Origin of the sequence: Nostoc sp. MG11 (assembly GCF_014904695.1) — a bacterium.
Classification (GTDB): domain Bacteria; phylum Cyanobacteriota; class Cyanobacteriia; order Cyanobacteriales; family Nostocaceae; genus Komarekiella.
The window spans coordinates 99,342-119,465 of sequence record NZ_JACXXN010000016.1; the positions used below are offsets into that span (position 1 = coordinate 99,342).

The following is a 20,124-nucleotide window of genomic DNA, read 5'->3' on the forward strand; positions in this document are numbered from 1 at the left end:
ACAAAATGATTTAAACAGCAGAACTACTTAGGTGAGTTAATTCAACAGCAGCAGCACCAAAAATTGTTGGCATCGATTGTACAGGACGGCTTAATAACGTCTTAGCAACCTGAAGCATAGCAATCCCCGTATTGCCAAAAGATTTTTGATATTGAATCATTGCCTGAATCTGTTGAATTAAAGCAAAACCAGTAAATTGCACCACTCGTTGCAAGAAATCAGGGCGGTGTTCTAGAATTTCTGGAAAAGTGTTTAAATAAGCTTGGGTTAATCTACTAATTGAAGGCTGAAGTAGTTCTAAAGGTGTTATTGCCAAGCGTAGAGACTCTTCAATACTCAAAGAATTACTGATAACTAAGCTAGCAAGCCAGATTTGTACATAACTGCCGATGAGTGTTCCCAAATCAAAGGCTGGATCTCCCCAAGCCGAGCGTTCCCAATCAATTAGTCGGACAATATTGTTACTAGAATCCTGCCAATCTTTATACAGGAGAATATTATTTAGTTTTAAATCATTGTGGGTGAGACAAGAGGGAATTACAGCATCACCCAGTTCTGCGATCGCTTGCCCTAAACTATCATACCGCTGATAAAGAGCAAAAAATCTTAACCCATCGTCAGGCACTAAACCAAAAATCTCTGGCCCAATCCGTTCCAATCCCTGAATTAAATCCGATACTTGATCAGCCATTAGATTATCCTGATTAACAGAGAAGAAATCCTGATATTCTTTGCGATTAAAAGTATCACTATGGATAGTTGCAATGGCAGTGCCAATTGCCATTGCAATTTCTATAAAAAAGCTATTTTTCTTTGTGTAGAAATCTTTTAAATCTTGATAATCATCCAGGTATTTTAAGACAATAATTGAATTTTCTGCATCAAAATGCACCACATTTGGTAAAAATGAGCGATAGTGATTAAATTTGTTAAATTGCTGTAAGAAATCTTGAATTCGCCACTCCCTCAAAAACTCACCAGCAGTTTTTCCATCTTGATTGTGTCGTTCTTGCTTAACAAGAAGCTTACAACCATCTGTAAAAGTCAATAATAAATTAAAGTTTTTAGCTGCAACTGGTTCTATCTTGCTAGGAGATTGCTCAGACTGATTGCATAACCCCTGTTCAACTAAATAATCAAAAACATTATGGTAATTCAGGATTAATGTCATAAAACTTGAATGTATTAATTAGCTGTAATTCTAGGCAATAGTAAAATTATTTAACCATATTTGCAAGCTTTTGGCTCTAACTAAAATAAAAAATTATGGCAAATTCGTGCATTAACTAAAACATTTATGTCCCTAAAACATTACTAATTGATACGCAATTTTTAATGCCAAGTCACTCCTGAATTTTTGATGATTCGGAAGCCTCAATTATTTTTTTATCGCTAAAAATTACCTATTTTATTCATCGCTGATTCTCCCTTGAGCAACTCTGCTCCTCTCAACACTCGCTACTAGAAGTGGCGACTTCCACTGTAGAGATAGATAATACCGATTCAATTAATGATTGCAACAAATCCTTTGGTAGAGACGTTGCATTGCAACGTCTCTACATGGTCTATCTGTCACATTCTTTTTTTAAATTGGTATAACTGTTAACAGCAGGGAAATTTAGTCCTGAATATTGGTTACAGAGCAACTAAATTTCTTGATGAAAATATTTTTTTTGAGACGCACAGTGGAAGAAAAAGCGAAAAGTCGAGCCAGTTGCTAATCGCCGCTCTAACGCAAGCGCTTCTTATGCAAGGCGCTGATTTAGCACTGGCTACCTAATTTGAATTATGGGGATTTCTCTATTCCCTCTTAATACACAACACCCGCCTGAAAAACTCGGCCAATTACTTCTTCTACAGGTGGTTCAGTGACGGTTAAATCAACTACCTCTAAATCCGCCAAAATCTGAGATACAGTACGGGTGAGCGCCTCTCGCGGCACCATATAGCGTACCGATCGCCCTTCTAAGAATTGGATATCACCGTAAGACATGAGTTTTTCCACTGATAGTGGTTGGGCTAACTCGACATAAACTTCCCGGTAAGGGGCAAAACGTTCTAACAGTCCATCTAAATTACCGTCATACATTAGTTTTCCTTGGTGAATTAACAACACCCGTTGACACAATGCTGTAATGTCAGCCATATAATGACTTGTCAACAGCACTGTCGCCTGATATTGCTGATTGTACTCACGCAAGAAATCGCGCACTCCTACCTGAGCATTGACATCTAGTCCTAGGGTCGGTTCATCCAGAAATAATACATGGGGACGATGCAAAAGTGCAGCCAATAGTTCGGCCTTCATCCGCTCACCTAAAGACAGCTTCCGCACTGGTTGGATAAGCTTCCCTTCTAAGGAAAGCATCTCTGTTAATTCTCCCACCCGCCGCTGAAACTCTTTATCAGGGATGTTGTATACAGCGGCGTTAATTTTTAAAGAATCCAACGCTGGTAAATCCCAAATTAACTGCTGCTTTTGTCCCATCACTAAGGTGATTTTTTGCAAAAATGCTTCGTCACGACGAAAGGGAACGTGTCCAGCTACTCTGACTGTACCGCCAGAAGGATGAATTAGACCCGTCAGCATTTTGAGTGTAGTAGTTTTACCAGCACCATTGGGCCCTAAAAACCCTACAACTTCACCCGGAGCAATTTCAAAGGAAACATCCTCAACTGCTTTAATTGAACGGTAGGTACGGCGGAAAAAGTGGCTAATTGTACCTTTAATTCCCGGCTCTTTAACCGCCACCGGATAAAATTTACTTAGCTTCTCTGCAACGATAATTGACATATATTTTAGATTAAAACCACAAATAAACACCGATAAATTTATCTGTATTTATCAGCGTTCATCTGTGATTCCAAATACCCAAACACATATTTTTGCAAGCAACAGCTATCATGATTTCCTATGGTGAATATTGCTCAGTTACAGAAGACCTCTTGCATAAATATTTTTTGTCTCACGCATAGACGCAAAGAAGAACGCAAAAAGAACGACTTTTGCAAGAAGTCTAAAACATCGGTTTACCGTAAACGTCCCGATCGCAAAGTACTAATAATTAACCACAACCCCAACAGACTAGCGACTGTAAATAGGATGGTGCTTAAAAAAGATAGCTGAGTTGTCTGTGCTTTCGTGGAAATAATTGCCGCACCCATAATCAGCGAACCCACCAAAATACTAAATGAGAGTCTATTGGCTGCATCGTCCATAGTGCGACGTACGCCATCTAACCCTCGTAGCGATAAATTCCACTGTAAGGTTTCCGAGGTAACTCGGTCTAGTAGCAATTCAACCTGGCGGGGAGATTGTAGAGAGAGACTTTTAATATCCAAGGCTGCTCTAAGAAGCGATCGCACTGGATTATCGCCGAGTAACTGACGGCGAAACAAGTCTGTGATTAATGGCTTAACTTCATCAAAAAAATTAAGCTCCGGGTTAAAGGTACGCGCCACCCCCTCTAAGTTAGCTAGGGTTTTGGCATACAAACCCATGTTGCTGGGTAAGCGAATTTTATTGTTGCGAGCAACCTGCAAAACTTCATAAATTATCTGACTGAAGTTTATTTCCGTGAGGCTGACATTGTGATACTTTCGCAACATGCGATCGTAATCATTTTCTAAGCGCGACAAAATTACTGGCTGACCGGAATCTGATAGCTGTAAAGTTAACTGAGCGCACCTTTGAGCATCTAAATCAACGATTGCTAACAACATTTCTGTCAATATCTGCTGTGTACGGGGATCAAGTCGTCCCACCATGCCACAGTCTAAAAGCGCCACGCGACCATCTTTAAGATAAAATAAATTTCCTGGATGGGGATCAGCGTGAAAAAAGCCATCTATATATAGTTGCTGAAAAAAAGCGCGAAATAGCAGAGTGGTTATTTCTTTACGTTCTATGGCGGGATCTTTACCGTTATTATTACTGTTCAAATCTGCCAACAGAAAAGGTACTCCGTCCAGCCACTCCATTACCAGTAATTTTTCTGTAGTCAAATCCCAGTAGATTTCCGCAACTACTATTTGCGTGGGATCAAACCAGCGACTACGGGATAAGTTGCGGCGCAATTGGTCTGTAAAACCAGCTTCCCGCGTGAAATCTAGCTCGGCTTCTAAAGCTTTGGTAAATTCTTCAGCAATGGATTTGATTTCGTAGGTTTGTCCAAAATCGGTACGCGCTACTAAATCAGCAATACCTTGAATTAAGGCGATATCTTGAGCAACAGTAATATCAATTCCCGGACGTTGTACCTTCAGCGCGACTTCTCGACCATCTGCAAGTGTGGCTCGATGTGTCTGGGCAATTGATCCCGCCGCTACTGGGATGGGATTAATCGTACTAAAAGTTTCTTCTAGCGATCGCTTTAACTGTTTGCGAATAACTACTTCTACTTCTGGCCAGGGAACTGCCGGCACTTCATCTTGTAAGGTTGATAGTTCCTCAATATAGGCAGCGCTAAGTAAATCTGGGCGGGTAGAGAGTAGCTGACCAAGTTTGACATAAACTGGCCCCAAATCCACCAAGATGTTTTTTAAAACAGCAGGTGTGGGTAGCTGGGGTTCATCAGCTTTGCCACCAGTCAGTAGCCTTCGCATATAGTCCCAGCCATTGCGAAGGAATACTTCAATGATTTCTCGTTGACGGGGAACAGTTTGTGTGAGGAACATTGTGATAATGAACTGCAAAGATGCAGAGGAGTTAGAGGGGTAAACAGCAGGGGATGACAATACAGCGGAAGTTGGATCTAGTTTCGGCGGTTGTTAAGGTTTTACTGGATGCGGCACAGTCTTGGAATCTTTGTATGGATGATTGTACGGCGTCGTGAAGCTTCTGTTCACTCAGCATTCGTTTGACATAATTTGAGCAAGAATCACCGCCATGTAAGAGGCGATGAGGACAAGAGAATCCTTTGACCGGAGAAATATACTTTTGATAAGTAGCAATAGAATTAATGGCCATTGTTTTAGCCAGAGGCTCAAAGCTAATGATTTCCATAACTGTCAGATAAAACAATAGACAGTCAAGTTATAATAGAAAAACAGACTTTTTCGCCTCTGCCAAGGGTTTTAACTTTTACATCTACAGCAGGTCGGTAAATCGGGGATCGCTTTGGAGAGTTTTGAGGATCTGCTTAATTTCTTGCGTCCGGTCTTTTTTAACCACAAGGGTAACATTGCGATCGCGCACAATCACCACATCCTCTAAACCAATAGTAACAACTACATCTTCTGGATTTGAAGCATAAATAATAGCCCCCTGCGTATCTAATCCCACATGGGTAGCGAGTTCCACATTGGGAGTCTCTTCTTTCTTAAGTAAGCGTTCGATCGCATTCCAATCTCCTAAATCATCCCAACCAAACTCCACTGGTAAAACGTATGCTAGAGTGGTCTTTTCCATTAGCGCATAGTCTATACTCTTCTTAGGCAACTGGGGATAGATATCAGCACCGTGTTGTTCCAAAGGTTCGATAATTTCTGGAGCATGGGCATGTAATTCCTTGAGAACAACCCCAGCCCGAAAAACGAACATGCCACTATTCCAGCTAAAACGTCCCGAAGATAGAAAAGTTTCTGCCGTTTCCCGGTTGGGCTTTTCAGTAAAGCGGTTGACGTGATAAGCTGGCAACTCATTAAAGCTACCTATTTTTTCACCTTGTTCAATGTAACCGTAGCCGGTTGATGGAAAAGTAGGCTTGATCCCCAATGTGACAATCGCTTCTGTGCTTGCCGCCAGTTGCGTAGCTGCACTTAATGTGTGTGCAAACGCCTTTTGGTCGGCAATCCAGTGGTCAGCAGGGAAAAAGCCAATAACAGCGTCTTCTCCATAGCGTTGTTTGATTTCTAAACTTGTCCAAGCAACAGCTGCGGCAGTGTCCCTTCCCTCTGACTCAATCAGCAAGTTTTGAGATGGTAGTTTGGGTAGTTGTTGTCTTACCCCTTCAGCTATCTGACTAGAAGTTATCACCCACAAGGAATCCCAACCCGTTCGGGTTCGCCAGTCGCCTGCGGAGGGAAACCCTCTCGCAGCGCTGGACTCATCGCCACCGAGATCTATCAATCGATCGGCGGTTGCTTGTAATAGGCTTCTAGAGCTACCATCGAGACTTAAAAATTGCTTGGGTCGGTCTTTGCGGCTTAGGGGCCAAAAACGCTCACCTTTACCACCAGCAAGTATTACAGGGAACAATAAAGTATTCATGTTGTCATACACACGTACCGAAGAACATTACAAGTTTACAGTGAGCTTTTGCACTGGCAATATTTGTAGCTTGCATTAACATACTTTTAGGGAGTGGTTGAGTGGGGAGATAATCGTGATCAAACAAGTCAAATGGTCGGAAAATCCGGTCACATCTCAGCAAATAGCAGAATTTGAAAATGAGGTGCGATCGCAACAAGTTCAAAAGACGGAAAATCAGGTAACGCCTGCACCAGCGCCAGACTCAGAGGCCGAGGTAATACCACCAGAAAATAGTTCCCGTAGCGTTATCGAATCTGTGGGCGCGATTCCCAACCAGCTTTCTGAGAGACTGGGCTTGACCATGCCTCGATGGCTGTTGTGGATATTGACGGTTGTCTTAGGAATCATCTTATCTGGGCTACTAGTTTCGACTTTAGCGCTATGGACTCCGTTATGGAGCAACTTAGATCGAACAGATGAAGATTTAGCGACTGCTGGTAAAGATGAGCAAAAAATGCCACTACCTGGGGAGTTATGGAGCAAACTCTCTCAGTACCAGCTATCACGACCGATGAATATTTTAATTATGGGGATTGAACCAGTTAGGGGTACTGTTGATGGTTCACCAGAAAGCTTTGCTGGTAAAAGTGATACTATGCTGCTTGTCCGGCTAAACCCCGGCGATAAATCTGTACGTGTGCTTTCGATTCCCAAAGACACGATGATCGCGATCCCCGAAAAGGGAGAGCAAGGATTAACTAAAGTATCGGATGCCAATGCCCAAGGCGGCCCAGTCTTGGCAGCACGAGTAGTCAGCCGTACCTTAAATAATGCACCAATTGATCGCTATATCCGTATATCCACCAGTGGCTTACGGCAGTTAGTCGATCAGTTAGGCGGGGTAGAGGTGTTTGTTCCCAAATCAATGGAATATAAAGACACCGCCAGTCGGCTGTCGATTGATTTAGTTAGTGGCTGGCAAACTCTAAACGGTGAACAGGCAGAACAGTTTGCCCGGTTCCGCGAAACAGGGTTAGGAGATTTACCAAGAGTGCAGCGACAACAAGCACTAATAGCAGCATTGCTGCAACGTCTCAACAGTCCTACCGTCTTACCCAGGTTGCCTCAATTAACTCGCTTAATGCGAAAATACTTTGACACCAACCTGAAGATGGAAGAAATGATGGCGTTGGTGAACTTTGGCCTCAACCTAGAGCGGGATAATTTTCAAATGACCGTGTTGCCTGGTGCATTTAGCCGTTTTAGCAAAGACCCTAATAGCTATTGGCTAAACATGACTGGACAACAGAGCCTATTGAATGATTATGTTGGGGTGAATGTACCTGGTCTAAAGCCAGATATGCGCCGGGTTCCTAACCTCAAAATTGCTATTCAAAATGCTTCTAATCAACCTCAGCTAACTGAAAAAGTTATTGCTTATCTCAAACAGAAAGGCTTTACTAATATTTACAAAGCACCTGATTGGCCTGATACCCAACGTCAAACTCAAATTGTTGTTCAAAAAGGGAACCGACGAGTAGGAGTTGACTTGCAAAAAGTCTTAGGCTTGGGTCAAATAGAGGTGTCAGCGATCGGGGATTTAGAATCTGACCTGACAATCCGTATTGGGAAAGATTGGAAATAATTAAGAGTCAAGGGTCAAGGGTCAAAATTAATTACTCTGGACTTTTGACTCAAAAAATAAAGTTATGAAAAAGATTTTGGTTCGATGCTTCAGTTTGATTGTGATTTTGATGCTGGCTTGGCTGTGGATATTACTTAGTTCAAAACCAGCTTTTGCTCAAATCAACACAATTAACTATAACAATATCAATTTAGAGAATCGTGACTTTTCTAACGCTGATTTGGCAGGCGTAACCTTTGTAGCGGCAGAAATGCGGGGTACAAATTTCCAAGGGGCCAATTTAACAAACGCAATTCTCACTAAAGGAGTTTTATTAAAAGCAAATTTAGAAGGCGCGAACCTAACGGGTGCTTTAGTCGATCGCGTCACTATGGATGGTGCAAACCTGAAAAATGCCATTTTTACAGAAGCAACTTTAACCCGCAGCCGCTTTTTCGATGCTGATATCACTGGCGCTGATTTTACAGATGCTTTGATTGACCGCTATCAAGTATCGCTCATGTGCAAACAAGCTGATGGGATCAATCCAGTGACAGGTGTTTCCACGCGAGAAAGTTTAGGATGTCGCTAGTCAACGGATAATTGATAACTGAATAACTGATAACTGATAACTTAATATTCGTGACACAACAAGAACAAAAACCTTCTCGTTCTTTTGCTGGAATTGCTGGTATTGTTGCCGCAGCCACATTAATTAGTAAAATCTTTGGTTTAGTGCGGCAGCAAGCGATCGCTGCCGCTTTTGGTGTTGGTGCTGCTGCTACTGCTTATAGTTATGCCTACGTTATCCCTGGCTTTCTATTTACAATCTTAGGTGGCGTCAATGGGCCAATACACAGTGCGATTGTTAGCGTATTAGCCAAGCGCAAGCGAGAAGAAGCCGCTTCCCTGGTAGAGACAGTAACAACGCTGGTGGCTGGATTGCTGTTGCTGGTGACAGTTGCTCAGATTTTTTTGGCAGATGCGATCATTGATATTGTCGGTCATGGGTTGGATGCGACAACCAGAGCGATCGCAGTTCAACAAATCCAGATTATGGCCCCAATGGCGCTATTTTCCGGCTTAATTGGCATTGGCTTCGGTACTCTCAATGCAGCTAATCAGTACTGGCTGCTCTCCATTAGTCCTCTATTATCAAGTATTACTGTTGTTATCGGCATTGCTATCTTGTCAATCCAACATGGCAAAGATATTATCAAGCCAGAATACGCTTTTATTGGTGGCATGGTATTGGCTTGGGGAACCTTAGCTGGGGCAATTCTTCAGTGGTTGGTGCAGCTAGTTGTGCAGTGGCGGTTGGGACTTGGGACATTACGTCTGCGGTTTGATTTTAAATCTCCCGGTGTCCAAGAAGCCATAAAAATTATGACTCCGGCGACTATTTCTTCAGGCATGATGCCGATTAACTTTGCTACTGTCCTTTATTTTGCTAGTCCTATTCCTGGTGCTGCTGCGGGCTTTAACTATGCCAATTTGCTTGTGCAGACTCCCCTAGGCATTATTTCTAACATCATTTTGCTGCCTTTATTACCGATATTTGCCAAACTTGCCGCTCCAGAACATTGGCCTGCTCTCAAACTACGTATTCGTCAAGGATTACTACTGACTGCTTTTACTATGTTGCCTTTAGGGGCGTTGATGGTGGTGCTAGCTGTACCCATTGTGAAAATAGTATATGAGCGGGGTGCTTTCACACAAGATGCCACAAAATTAGTTTCATCGCTGCTAATCGCTTACGGAATTGGGATGTTTGCCTATTTGGGGCGTGATGTCTTGGTGCGGGTGTTTTATGCTTTGGGTGATGGACAGACACCTTTTCGCATTAGTACTTTTAATATTTTCCTCAACGCCGCACTAGATTGGGCTCTAGTTGGGCCTTTTGGTGCTCCCGGTTTGGTGTTAGCAACAGTAGGCGTAAATTGTAGTTCAATGTTGATGCTGTTATTTTTGCTTGATCGCAAACTCAACGGTTTACCCTGGCGTGAGTGGAGTGTGCCAATTTTGGGTTTAACTGCGGGTAGCGTCGTCGCTGGGTTAGCAAGCTTTCTCACCCTTGTTATTTGTCAGCAGTTACTAGATAAAGAAGGTTTACTAATTCTGCTATTGCAGTTATGTATATCTGGCTTCGTGGGGATCGCTGTGTTTGCAGCGATCGCTTCATGGATGAAAATACCAGAGGTGAATAGTTTTATATCTCGTCTACGTCAGCGTTTTTTGAAGAAATAACAAAGGGAATGGGAAAAGGGTAAGGGGAAATTCAAATTCTCCTTTTACTTTTCCCCTTTAACCAAACCGTATTATTCTATAAATTCTACGATTCTCGTCCCGACGCCCAAGTATCACGCCATTTAACAGTGCCTTCTTTCGCAATCACCCAGCGGCGGTTAACGAGATTTTCGCGCAGAGGCGATTGCCCTTGCCGCCACATGGCATATTTGTAAGCAATCAGCTTACCAGCACTCTCATCAAAGGGAATTTCGGCAGACCAAGTATTTGAGTTGATATACTCTAGAGGATATGCTTTGCTGATATCCCAGTTGCCTAGCTCTGGACAGTCTCCAGTCACAACAATGGTTTCGCCAGGTTGGGTATTCACTCCATTTAGTTGCACGCGCACTATAGTTTGCCCTTTGATTCGCTCCCCAACGTGGCTGAAAACAATTACTCCCCGTTCTTCAAGTGGCAAGTTATAAATCTTACCGTTTTTGACCTCGTACTTGTTGCGAGTCACAACACAGGTGTGTTCTCCATCGGGTAATTCTGTTTCTACTTCTGCTAGGGTGACTTCTCCTCCCCGATTGAGGGCGACAAAACACACAGAGTCACGATAGCGACGCACGTAACAATAAGTATCGGGTGTCAGGTATTTTTGCCAGTGGCTACCCATCGACACAGCGGGATTTAGTCGCCGTAATCCAGACAGTAGCCTGATACAGCGATAAACCTCACTATCCTTGTCCCAATTTTCCATCATCGGGCGGTTGTAAGGATCATTCCCGCCATCAGTATCATTGTGTAGATACTGTTCTGTACCGTAATAGATACAGGGAATGCCGCGAGATGTCATAATGAGGGCGATCGCCACCTTAAGCATCGCTGGATCGGGGTTCAGCGATTGGAAGCGAGGCATATCGTGGTTGTCGATAAAGGTGACTAACTCTGTAGCCCCACTGTAGCGAAAGTCTTGGTCAAAGATGTATTGAATTGTTTGAAAGCCGTTTTCTGAACCTTGTGCTAATGCTGCTCGAATTGCTACGCACAGCCCAAAGTCTAGCATGGTCATGCCAGAGTGATTAGCAAATTCAACAGAGCGATCGTCACTAGGATTACTGTAAATCCACTCACCAAAAATAAATACATCTGGCTTGTGATTACTCATATCACCAGTAAATTCTTGCCAAAACCAGATGGGCATGTGCTTAACAGTATCCACCCGTAGTGCATCCACACCCCGGTCTAGCCATTGTTTAATTGCTGACTTAATATACTCACGATATTCAGTATTATTTTCGTTGAAGGTTGCTAGACCAGCTAGTTCACAATTCTGTACTTGCCAATCGTCTTCCCAGTTTTGCACTTCACCATAGTGGTGATACCAGTGATTGACATCATCGTTAAAGTCAGCAATTTTGACGCCATCATCATACAATTCACCTTTACTGCCGCTAGTATCAGGGCTGCTATGGTTGCAGACTATATCTAGCACCAACTTCATATTGCGTTTGTGGAGTTCTGCAACTAACCGATCAAAGGTTGTATTTTTTTCTTCCTGAGTCGCGTTTAAAGAAGGGTTTTCTCCTTCACCAATGTAGCGAGGATTGAGCCGCTTAAAGTCTTTTGTCCAATAGCCATGTAGCGCCGCATTGCCAACAAATAACTCTTCAACCTGCTCAAACAGAGGAGTTAACCAAACAGCAGTTACTCCCATGTTTTGCAGATAATCCAATTTATCAATGACACCTTGCAAGTCACCACCCCAGTACTTACCCCAATCTTGTCCAGTGGGATCGTACAGTTCTGAGTTTTCACCTTCGCTATTATTCGGATCGCCGTCATGAAAGCGATCTACTACAAGAAAGTAAATTGTTTCCTGACGAAACTCAATATCCCTAGTGTAAAGAAACTCTAGAGCGATTTCTGTGTCTGATGGTGGGGTCTGTATAAGAGCTTCTACTTTTTCTGTTGCAGAATCAACTTTGTATTGATCTGGTGAAAACTGGGATGGAGGGGTTTTGACCATAAAACAACTCAGGATTTCCTATAATTCACGTCTGTAGAACTATACAGTACAGGGTTTTCGAGTATATGTGTAACTACAAACATCGGTATTATGCCATCCTTCCCACGGTGTAGCTATCTATCGTTAGCTAGTTTATATTTCTGTCCATAGACGTAATTCACAGGCTAGAGGAAAAAAATTAATAAATATAGCAGATATTTAGAGGAATTTGATTTTTAATAAAAATTTATAGTATCTTGCCAAAGTAATATGAGGGAAATACTAAGGCTATCTTGTGTCTTAGTTCAAGTAGATCAATCATGTGTGGCGATCGCAATTTTTACTATTTAGCCATTTCAAACTATAAATCTGGTCAATTGTCAATATTTAATTGATGCAAATATTGTCAAATAGCAATCCTAACTATATATATTCTTGGCATTGGAGCAGGCGAGAAATTATAAAAGTGTTAAAACAATTTATAATCAGATTTTTTATGATATTCAGTAATTTATCTTCAGACTAGTGTAACTACAAGTAACATTTGTTCTTTTGGAAAAGGCTGTGATGAAAAAAGAGTAGTGGCAACTCGAACCTCAGAGTCAACTATTAAGACCAAGGTATTTTCTCTAAAAAAGGTAATCATATATGACCAATCAAACTATTATGAGATTTCCCAAGGGTCGCACAGCATTTTTGCTCATTCACGGTGTCGGCGAACAAAATCCTTTTGAAACTGTGGACTATTTCGCTCAGAACTTGCTCAAATACTTTGATAAGCAGAATTTACCCTTCAAGCTAGAACACTTAATTGCTAAGCGCAGACTATCCAATGGCTCTATTTGGACAGAAAGCTTTGTGAGATTGAGTTCAACAGATACCACTCAAGACTGGCTAATTGATGTTCATGAATACTACTGGGCACATAATACAGAAAATAAAATTAGTGTACCTGAGATGTTGCAATGGGCAGAACGGACGCTTGATGGAACAATTGAATTTTATAGTCGGAAGGAAAACCAAGCTTTATTAAATGCGCTTCTCGCTAATAAAAATAGGAAAAGCTTATTTACATATCGCCTACGCTGGCTCACGATATTCCTACGGCTATTTAACTTTGTTTATCCAGGATTGCGACTGGGACTTTGGTTAATTCTTTCATTTGTAGGCCCATTTCTCAGAGGTCGTTTTCTGCAATCAGCTTGGAAGCTAAGTAAACAAATTGTTACCCCACCCTTAGTTAATTTGGTTGGTGATATAGCCATTTACAGCATTACTGACCGGAAATCACCCTACCAAAAGATTCGCCAACAAATAGTTACAGAATCCTTAACATTATTAAAAGCAATTCTCAAGGATAAGCAAGCAAATTACGACCAAGTAATACTGACTGGACATTCTCTCGGTAGTTGTATTGCCTACGACACATTGAACCTTCTCTGTATTGAAACCAGTCTTTCTCAAGATAAGACAAAAAGTCTCTTGCTGAATAAAATTCAAGGACTGATTACTTTTGGTTCACCACTAGACAAAATCGCCTTTTTCTTCCGAGAAGTAGCACAAGAAGGACAATATATTCGACAGCGGATGTTAGAACACCTCAACTCCTTTCGCGTGAAACCAGAATTTGCACTACAAAGTTCGTACTTGACCAACAATCCAGTAGAATGCAAACTTGAGCAAGTCCGTTGGGTCAATTACTACCATTTGCAAGACCCAATCAGCGGTCATCTGGATTACTATGAGAACCTAGATAACGTTGAAATGAAATATCAGGCATCCTGGGGTGTCCAAGGACACCTTTGTTACTGGATCGATCCAAATTTCTACGAAAACATCGCCGATCGCTTCTTGTATGCCTCAAATAAAGATGGAGGAGGAAATCAGAAGTTTTTACAGCAAGCGGATTACAGCAAGGCTTAATTAACGCTGGAGATACACTTTCAACACGGTTTATTCACACCTGTGCGACATTAAGTCAGCCTTGCTAACTCTGATGTAGGAACTTCAATGCATTACTAAACTAAACTGCTCGTTGACACTTTCAATTTATTATTACTAGAAAGCCATTGGCTAAGGTAGCAATTATGACCAAATATGACAAGATTTTTAAATCACAAAAGACATCAGAAGAGTCACTGAGTCCAGAAGAAGCCGTAGCAGCGATCGCAGTTGTCACCGCAGTTGCAGATTCATCCATTGAAGATGTAGATGCAGAAAGCTTAGCAGGTATCCTCTGGGAGTTCGAGGTCTTTGAGGAATACTCAGAAGATGAAACTACAGAAATAGTCGATAGGCTCATAGGCATTGTAGAAGACGAAGGACTCGGCCCCTTGTTTAATGCCGCAAAAGGATCTCTCTCAGATGAACTAGTACTGGATGGTTTTGCTGCTGGGGTAATAGTACTTTTGGACGAAGAAGAACTTACTATCTCCAAACAGAAAGAACCTTATCTTAAAAAACTCCAAGAGGCTTTGGAACTTGAAGATGAAGAAGCCGAGGAAATCATTAAGGAAGTCATTGCAGCCTTTCAAGAAGCAGAAGATGAAGAATATGCAGATGACGAAGATGAAACAATAGCAGTAGAAAGCTATAACCAACAAGCTTATAAGTCGCCATTAGGTAACTTTACAGTCCCTATTCCAGTTGACTCTCAGCAGGGGGGCAAGATTCAGAGTCAAGAAGGGGTAGTTGGCTTTTCCGATGACTTTGGCACATTGCTGAGAATCGATTATTATCCTCTACCGCCAGATCAAATAGAGGAACTAGAGTCTGTTGGACAGGAAGAATATTTCCAATCAATTCTAGTAGACAAATATGTACCTCAGGCAATTTTTGCCAATATACCAGATGCTCAGGTGGAATTTACTGAATATCTAGAAGACACTTTAGAGGGAGCTTACTATGTATTGGTTAATATGCCAAAAGGTTCGACAATTTCCAAGCAAGAAAATAACGGAACTGCTATCAGGTTAGATGCATATCGAGGGCTTATCACCTTTATCAGTGGTGAATTTTTGTATATAGTTAGCAGCCAGCGTAGCTTTTTTAACGGCGAAACCCCCGGCTCTTTAGAAGAAGAAGCTGAGAACATCAAGGAGAATATTTTAGAGTTTGTTGAGACTATAGAGTTCACTTAATCTCAAAATTCTGGCTTGGACAATAATCAGATATTAAATGTTTCATTTAGCCCTTGAAAGGTATAATATTTCTTCTTACTGGTTAAAAAGTCAATTGTTGAACCACTAAGACATTAAGGTGAGAAGTCCAAAATTCAGGAAATTTTTTAGGATTTTTACCCACTCTGAAAGGGCTAATGTTTCATTAAAGCGATCGCTTACATCAATCACGTCAAAATTGCCCCACCCATCAATCTCTCATACCGATACTTCAACTCTTCTTTCATCAAATACCAACGCTCTAAGGTTGCATCTATCTCTATTACCTTCTCCGCTGCTTGTCGCGCTAAAAGTAACACTTCCTCATCTTCAACTAAACTTGCCAAGGTAAAATCTGGCACTCCCGATTGACGAGTTCCCAACACTTGTCCAGGGCCGCGAAAACGCATATCCATCTCAGAAATGAAAAAGCCATCTTGAGATTGTTCCAATACCTTCAGCCTTTGTTGAGCGTCGGGACTTCTAGAACTGCTCATCAACAAACAGTAAGACTGAGCCGCACCACGACCGACACGCCCCCGCAGTTGGTGCAATTGTGATAAGCCAAATCGCTCCGCATTTTCAATGAGCATAACTGTTGCATTAGGTACGTCTACACCCACTTCAACAACAGTAGTCGAAACCAGAACTTGCGTCTGATTGTCGCGGAATTTGGTAATTGCATCATCCTTCTCAGATGAACTCATGCGACCATGCAACAGCCCCACTTGAAAGTCGGGAAAAACGCTTTCTTGTAACTTTTGATGCTCATCCACTGCTGATCGCAAATCTAATTTTTCTGATTCTTCCACCAGTGGTAAAATCACATAAACTTGCCTTCCTTGAACAATTTCTCGGCGGATCAAGTCATAAGCATGGGTGCGTTCTTGACCTGATAGCACTGTTGTCTGAATCTTTTGTCTTCCTGGTGGTAACTCATCAATTTGGCTCACATCCAAATCCCCGTGTATCGTTAGTGCCAGCGTTCGGGGAATGGGAGTGGCTGTCATAGTTAATACATGGGGTTGCTCACCTTTTTGCTGCAACCGCGCCCGCTGTTCCACCCCAAAGCGATGCTGCTCATCAATCACCACCAAACCCAATTGGTGGAAGTTGACAGGATCTTGAATCAAGGCGTGAGTTCCGACTAACAGGGGTAATTCACCTGTTCCTAGCTGGGCGTGAATTTGTCGCCGTTTGCTAATTTTTGTAGAACCAGTCAGTAATTCTACTGGTAAATGCAACAGGTTAAACCAGCTAACTAACTTGCGGTAATGCTGTTCTGCCAAAACTTCTGTAGGAGCCATTAGCGCCGCTTGATAGCCAGATTGAATCGCCGCCAAAATAGCCAGCACGGCGACGACAGTTTTACCAGAACCGACATCGCCTTGCACCAGACGATTCATCGGCACGGGTTTTTGTAAGTCGTTGAGGATGTCGTTGATGACTCGTTGTTGTGCGCCAGTGAGTTGAAAAGGCAGGATTTCGTGAAATTTCTCTAATAGTTGACCTTTTGGCGCGAGAATAGCACTGGTTTGAATTGCCCTTGCTTGCTGCTGACGTTGCAGTAAACCGAGTTGCAGATAGAAAAATTCATCAAAGACTAGGCGACGACGAGCTACTTGCAAACTGGCGCTATCGTTGGGAAAGTGGATATTAGCGATCGCATCTTTCAATTCCATCAAATTATACTTCTGTCGCAAACCACTTGGCAGAGGGTCTTTTAGATGAGACGCAGCAGGTAAAACAGCTATTACCGCCTGTCGCACCATATTCGCTACTATCCCTTCTGTTAATGTATAAATTGGCACTATTCGCCCAATGTTCAGCGACTCAATTGTATCTCCTGGATTTGCTAAAACTTCTAGTTCTGGATTATCCAGCGTCAAGCCGTATTTACTTTCTTTCACCAACCCACACGCCGCCACAATACTACCTACTGGGTAGCGACGTTTTAAACTTTCCTGCCAAGCGCGACTACTAAAGCGCGTACCTGCATAAAAACGGCCAACTTTGATTTGACCAGTGTTATCTTTGAGTATTAATTCTAAAATTGATAATTTCTTATTCTTTGGGCTAGTAAAACAGTTGCAACGCTTCACTGTAGCCACTATTGTTACCGTCTCACCCCCCTGCAACTCGCGGATATTTACTTGACGTGCATAGTCAATGTAGTCGCGGGGGTAGTAAAAAAGCAGGTCGCGCACGGTGTACAAACCAAGACGCGCCAAATTATCAGCTTTTCTGATGCCTATTTCTGGTAAATCACTAAGTTTTTGGTCAATTTTCGGGGCAAGTCTCCGACTCACCTCAGCTATGATTTTAGATTTTGGATTTTGCGAAAAGTTGTAAGGAGGGTTTCCCTGCGTAGCAAACTTTGCAAGACGGATTTTGGATTTATAATCTATCTCCTGCTCCTCTGCCCCTCTACCCCCCTGCTCCCCCTCCTCCTGCTGTAGTTGGTACAGATACCTACGAGTTTCTGCTACTAAATGTTGTCTATCTTCCAGTCCCAGATTTGGATAGTTAGCAAATTGCGCCGCTAGCTCATGCCAACGGCGACGTTCAGTTGCAGCCAAGACTATTGGAAATTTACCAAAAGTTAGGCTGAGAAATTCACTGAAGCGGTATTGTTTGCCCTGCAAGTCTGTAAAGCCATGTTCTGCCTCTACTGCCAAGGCTTTCTGCCATCTTATCCAGTCTGGTATTTCATTAGTCATTGGTCAAAAGTCAAAAGTCAAGAGTCAAAAGTCAAAAGTCAAAAGTCAAGAGTCAATATTTGGACTATGGACTATGGACTATGGACTATTGATTAATCTTCAAACCAACTAGCACGCCATGCGGCTTCAGCTTCAGCAATTGATTTTTCACGCTGCCTTTTTTGATACTCTCGTCCTAGCTTGTTTAGCTGACCTAAAATATTGCGGATATGCCTGCGCTCAGAGGAGAGTGTCGCATCAGCAAATTCAATTTCTCCTAGCCGGAGGTTAATAGCCATGATCTGTGTCAGGCTAGAATCTTCTGATTGCTGCTCATTTTCAATTTCAATTACTAAATTTAATAGGTTGGGCGGCCCTGGCATTACCTCGGCAGATGCTTCTGATGCAGCAGCAGCCGCAGCTGCTAAAATTGGTTCCGGTAATTTTTTAGGTAATATCTCAGCTTTTTGTAATAAAAGATTAGCATTATGCGAAAGATTTTTCAGTATCTCTTGCGTGGCTTCCTCTAAGTTCTGTTGCCATTCTGCCAGTTCTATGGGGTTAGAAAGGTCAGGAGAAGAAAAGAGGGGGGTAGAGGGGGAGAAAGAAGAATTACTTTCGTCTGCTTCCCCTGCTCCCACTACTTCCCCTGCTTCCCCTGCTTCCTCATCTGCCTCATCTCCCTTATCTTCCTCACTGTTAATATAAGCGAGTAACTGCTCAGCCGCCTGTTGACTCAATTTGCGTATAACTTGTTGTAATTGTTGCCGCTGACTTAATGATAAACTCAGGAAGTTTTCAGGATACCCTTGGGTGCAGAGGTGATAACTCGCTAGAATTAGCTGTTGCCGTACAGCTTGCCCTAAAGTGGCTAGATAACTAGCATAAGCGTTTTGTAGTTCTACTGCGATCGCGCTGATCGCCTCTTTCAACCCTGCAATATCCCGCTCAATTCGCTCAATTGCTCTTGCCATATCTTCTCGTTGTTGTCCAGATGAACCATTACATGGTACAAATGTACGAATTTATTACGAAGTAATCATCCAGAGATTTTTAGATTTTAGATACAAGATATTAAATATTAATCACCTCTAGCATACTTAGTACTAATAAAATACAGGTCAGCGTAATTTGCCTGACCTGTGCTTAAAAAAGTCACTAGTCATTTAAACTAAGGACTAATGACTAATGACAAATAACTAATGACCAAAATTACTTAGTACCCATTTGTGCAGCAACTTCCTCAGCAAAGTTACTTTCTTGCTTTTCGATACCTTCGCCTAGAATGTAACGGACAAAGCGATGCACCTGGATGTCTTCGCCTAATTGAGCCTTCACTTGCTTCACTAAGTCTTCTACAGAAATACTTTGATCGCGAATGTAAGGCTGATCCAGCAAAGTCAATTCTTTCAGGCGTTTTTCAATCCGTCCTAGAACAATCTTTTCTTTGATGTTCTGTGGCTTGTTCGCCAAATCATCCCGCCCCATTTCAATATCTTTTTCTCTTTGAGCAACTTCAGCGGGGATTTGGTCTACGTTCACATACTCGACATTCGGGCAAGCCGCAACTTGCATAGCGGTATTTCGTGCCAAGGATTGGAACTCTTCTTTGCCAGCTACGGACTCAGTTTTGGAGTTTAGTTCAACTAACACACCAACTCTACCGCCAGTGTGAATGTAGCTGTCTACTCTACCTTGTGTGCCTTCTGGTAGAGCATAATTAATAAAGCGACGCACTTGGATGTTTTCACCCAGCGTAGCAATAGTTTGCTTAATGAATTCCTCTACAGTCACATTTTCATCTTCAATATAGGGTTGAGCCAATAAAGATTCAACACTATCAGCACTTGCTGCTTGCTTGGCTAGGTTCTTAACTAGAGCTTTAAAAGCTTCGTTACGAGCAACAAAATCAGTTTGGCAGTTGACTTCTATGAGTACACCCACCCGGCCACCAGGCTGAATATAGGTGTCTACTAAACCTTCTGCTGCAATGCGATCGCTTTTTTTACCCGCCGAAGCGATGCCTTTTTTTCTTAACCAGTCGGCGGCTTGTTCTATGTCGCCATCAGTTTCTTTCAGCGCTTTCTTGCAGTCCATCATGCCTGCACCAGTTTTTTGGCGTAGCTCTTGGACGAGTTTTGCAGATATTTCCGCCATGTTGCCTCAATTCCTAACTTGACCTCGAGTTGTAATCGCTCACAAACAAATAT

At 42.3% G+C, this 20,124-nt stretch carries 14 protein-coding genes; 5 read left to right on the plus strand and 9 right to left on the minus strand.

Annotation, left to right across the window (positions count from 1 at the left end; genetic code table 11):
- Positions 1 to 10: 10 nt before the first annotated feature.
- The 5 genes from HCR01_RS21615 to HCR01_RS21635 all read right to left on the minus strand — a co-directional run bounded on the left by HCR01_RS21615 (position 11) and on the right by HCR01_RS21635 (position 6,211).
- Positions 11 to 1,171 (minus strand): phosphotransferase, encoded by a 1,161-nt coding sequence (locus tag HCR01_RS21615; protein WP_193198124.1) that lies wholly within the window; start codon positions 1,169 to 1,171, stop codon positions 11 to 13.
- A 639-nt stretch (positions 1,172 to 1,810) separates the two neighbouring features.
- Positions 1,811 to 2,794 carry an ATP-binding cassette domain-containing protein gene (locus tag HCR01_RS21620; RefSeq protein WP_193198125.1) on the minus strand — a complete coding sequence of 328 codons (984 nt, stop codon included), beginning with the start codon at positions 2,792 to 2,794 and terminating at the stop codon, positions 1,811 to 1,813.
- A gap of 236 nt (positions 2,795 to 3,030) precedes the next feature.
- Positions 3,031 to 4,677, minus strand: a complete 1,647-nt coding sequence (locus HCR01_RS21625; protein WP_193198126.1) for an ABC1 kinase family protein — start codon at positions 4,675 to 4,677, stop codon at positions 3,031 to 3,033.
- Positions 4,678 to 4,708: 31 nt separating this feature from the next.
- Complete coding sequence (gene yidD, locus HCR01_RS21630; RefSeq protein ID WP_193198127.1) at positions 4,709 to 5,005, minus strand: membrane protein insertion efficiency factor YidD; 297 nt, start codon at positions 5,003 to 5,005, stop codon at positions 4,709 to 4,711.
- 84 nt (positions 5,006 to 5,089) lie between these two features.
- A complete protein-coding gene (locus HCR01_RS21635) occupies positions 5,090 to 6,211 on the minus strand; it encodes a mannose-1-phosphate guanylyltransferase (RefSeq protein WP_193198128.1) in 1,122 nt (373 codons plus the stop codon).
- Positions 6,212 to 6,326: 115 nt separating this feature from the next.
- Between HCR01_RS21635 and HCR01_RS21640 the strand changes: the two genes are divergently transcribed.
- From HCR01_RS21640 to murJ, 3 genes are all read left to right on the plus strand, one after another.
- Positions 6,327 to 7,838 carry an LCP family protein gene (locus HCR01_RS21640; RefSeq protein WP_193198129.1) on the plus strand — a complete coding sequence of 504 codons (1,512 nt, stop codon included), beginning with the start codon at positions 6,327 to 6,329 and terminating at the stop codon, positions 7,836 to 7,838.
- Between the two features lie 64 nt (positions 7,839 to 7,902).
- Complete coding sequence (locus tag HCR01_RS21645) at positions 7,903 to 8,409, plus strand: pentapeptide repeat-containing protein (protein WP_193198130.1); 507 nt, start codon at positions 7,903 to 7,905, stop codon at positions 8,407 to 8,409.
- Between the two features lie 50 nt (positions 8,410 to 8,459).
- A complete protein-coding gene (gene murJ, locus HCR01_RS21650) occupies positions 8,460 to 10,064 on the plus strand; it encodes a murein biosynthesis integral membrane protein MurJ (RefSeq protein ID WP_193198131.1) in 1,605 nt (534 codons plus the stop codon).
- Positions 10,065 to 10,149: 85 nt separating this feature from the next.
- On the opposite strand, the gene HCR01_RS21655 is transcribed toward murJ, so the two are convergent.
- Entirely contained in the window at positions 10,150 to 12,078 is a 1,929-nt protein-coding gene (locus HCR01_RS21655; protein WP_193198132.1) for an alpha-amylase family glycosyl hydrolase, read from the minus strand.
- Positions 12,079 to 12,705: 627 nt separating this feature from the next.
- Here HCR01_RS21655 and HCR01_RS21660 point away from each other — a divergent pair.
- Together HCR01_RS21660 and HCR01_RS21665 are read left to right on the plus strand one after the other, a co-directional pair.
- Positions 12,706 to 13,980, plus strand: a complete 1,275-nt coding sequence (locus HCR01_RS21660; protein WP_193198133.1) for a hypothetical protein — start codon at positions 12,706 to 12,708, stop codon at positions 13,978 to 13,980.
- Between the two features lie 164 nt (positions 13,981 to 14,144).
- On the plus strand, positions 14,145 to 15,197 hold the full coding sequence (locus tag HCR01_RS21665; protein ID WP_193198134.1) for a tellurite resistance TerB family protein: 1,053 nt from the start codon (positions 14,145 to 14,147) through the stop codon (positions 15,195 to 15,197).
- Between the two features lie 206 nt (positions 15,198 to 15,403).
- On the opposite strand, the gene recG is transcribed toward HCR01_RS21665, so the two are convergent.
- The 3 genes from recG to tsf all read right to left on the minus strand — a co-directional run bounded on the left by recG (position 15,404) and on the right by tsf (position 20,071).
- Positions 15,404 to 17,935, minus strand: coding sequence for an ATP-dependent DNA helicase RecG (gene recG, locus HCR01_RS21670; protein ID WP_193198135.1), 2,532 nt, complete (start codon positions 17,933 to 17,935; stop codon positions 15,404 to 15,406).
- 92 nt (positions 17,936 to 18,027) lie between these two features.
- Positions 18,028 to 18,888, minus strand: coding sequence for a hypothetical protein (locus HCR01_RS21675; protein ID WP_193198136.1), 861 nt, complete (start codon positions 18,886 to 18,888; stop codon positions 18,028 to 18,030).
- A gap of 238 nt (positions 18,889 to 19,126) precedes the next feature.
- Positions 19,127 to 20,071: a translation elongation factor Ts gene (gene tsf / locus HCR01_RS21680; RefSeq protein WP_193198137.1), complete on the minus strand. Its 945-nt coding sequence runs from the start codon at positions 20,069 to 20,071 to the stop codon at positions 19,127 to 19,129.
- Positions 20,072 to 20,124 lie beyond the last annotated feature (53 nt).